The sequence below is a fragment of the Paracoccus limosus genome (assembly GCF_009711185.1).
Lineage (GTDB): Bacteria > Pseudomonadota > Alphaproteobacteria > Rhodobacterales > Rhodobacteraceae > Paracoccus > Paracoccus limosus.
This window is the reverse complement of sequence record NZ_WMIF01000065.1, coordinates 1-1,951: the sequence shown is the minus strand read 5'-3', so window position 1 is coordinate 1,951 and position 1,951 is coordinate 1. Positions and strand designations below refer to the sequence as shown.

At 62.6% G+C, this 1,951-nt stretch carries 1 protein-coding gene; it reads left to right on the top strand.

Translation table 11 applies throughout. From position 1 onward, the window contains the following. The first annotated feature begins 171 nt into the window (after positions 1-171). Complete coding sequence (locus GL279_RS19030) at positions 172-1,710, top strand: BCCT family transporter (RefSeq protein ID WP_246175416.1); 1,539 nt, start codon at positions 172-174, stop codon at positions 1,708-1,710. The last annotated feature ends 241 nt before the right edge of the window (positions 1,711-1,951 follow it).

Genomic DNA, 1,951 nt, shown 5'->3' with positions numbered 1-1,951 from the left:
ACCTCGCCGATACCCTCCGGGCCATCCTCGACGGACACCCCAGATCCCGCATCGAGGACCTCATGCCCTGGTGCTACGACCAAGCGTCAAGCCTCGCTGCATAGGGCCTCGTCGTCGCGCTTACGAAAATTGAGGGAGGAGAGGGAATTGCAAAATTCAGATGACCGCGGATTGGATCCCGGTGTCTTTTGGCCGGCACTGATCGTCGCGGCAGGATTCGTGGGATGGGGGGTGCTGTCGCCCGACAGTCTGGCTTCGACGTCGACCGCTGTGCTGAACTGGATCATCCGTGCCTTCGGCTGGAGCTTCGTCGTTTCGACGGCGTTCTTCCTGGCCTTCGCCGTCTTTCTTGCCTTCAGCCGCTTCGGGCGCATCAAGCTGGGCCATGACGACGAAAAGCCCGAGTTCAGCACCATCTCGTGGGTCTGCATGATGTTCAGCGTCGGCATGGGCATCGGGCTGATGTTCTGGGGCGTGGCCGAGCCGATCAAACACTTTGGTTCGCCGCCGCATGGGCTGGCCGTGCCGCAAAGCCGCGAGGCGGCGCTGGTCGCGATGCAATATGCCTATTTCCACTGGGCATTGCACCCTTGGGCGATCTATGCCGTCGTCGGTCTGGCGCTGGCCTATTTCAGCTATCGCCGCGACCTGCCCACGCTGATCTCCAGTGCCTTTCACCCGCTTCTGGGTGACCGCATCCACGGGCCGATCGGGCGCACCATCGACGCGCTGGCGATCATCGCCACGCTGTTTGGCACCGCGACCTCGCTGGGCCTTGGCGCGCAGCAGATCAACAGCGGCATGAACTTTCTGTGGAGTACCGGTGAATCCTCGACGATCTCGCTGACGATCATCGGCGTTCTGACCGTGGTGTTCATCATGTCGGCGGTCTCGGGCGTCGGCAAGGGCATTCAGTTCCTCAGCAACATGAACATGATCATCGCGCTGATCCTGCTGGCGTTTCTGGCGCTGGTCGGCCCGACCGTCTTTATCATGGACACGCTGATCGAGGCGCTTGGGCTTTACATCAGCGATCTGGTGGCGATGTCGTTCCGCACCTCGGCCTTCAGTGATGGCAAATGGCTGGCGAGCTGGCCGATCTTTTACTGGGCCTGGTGGATTAGCTGGGCGCCCTTCGTCGGCGTTTTCATCGCGCGCATCTCGCGCGGGCGCACGATCCGCGAGTTCGTAATCGGCGTGCTGCTGATCCCCAGCGCGGTGACCTTCGTCTGGTTCACCATCATGGGCGGCACGGCGCTTTATTCCGAACTGGTCGGCCCCGGCGGGCTGGTCGAGGCCATCAATGCCAAGGGCGAGGCGGTGTCGCTGTTCGCGCTGCTTGAGCAATATCCGATGGCTGTCTTTACCTCATCGGTCGCGATGTTCCTTGTTGCCATCTTCTTCGTGTCGGGTGCCGATGCGGCCTCGGTGGTGATGGGGATGCTGTCCTCGCGCGGGACGGCGCATCCGCGTCCGGGCATCGTCGTGCTCTGGGGGCTGCTGGCGGGGGCCTCTGCCTCGGTTCTGTTGGTCATGGGCGGGCTGAACGGCCTGCAAACGGCCTCGATCATCGCGGCGGCGCCGTTCCTTGTGGTGATGGTGGGGCTTTGCGTCTCGCTGTGGAAGGGGTTGATGGACGATATCGAGGTCCACGGCCATTTCGAGAACCTCGACCCGCATACCGGCGGCGTCCGCGAGGACCATCTTTAATCTGTTGCACCGAGCCGGACGAAGGTCTGGCTCGGTGTTTTCGGGGGGCTCGGCAATCCTCCCGGCTTATCGGGGTGCGGCCGGTCAGCGCAGATGCTTGCCCTTGGTTTCCGGTGTTGAACGGCTTGCAATAAGGACCCCGCTTCTGGGGTGATCGGCGTCCAAAAGGGACCCCACCGACCGGGGGTTGGGTCCATTGTGCCTTCGATGATTATCGGAGGCCGAGCACGGGATGCTGATC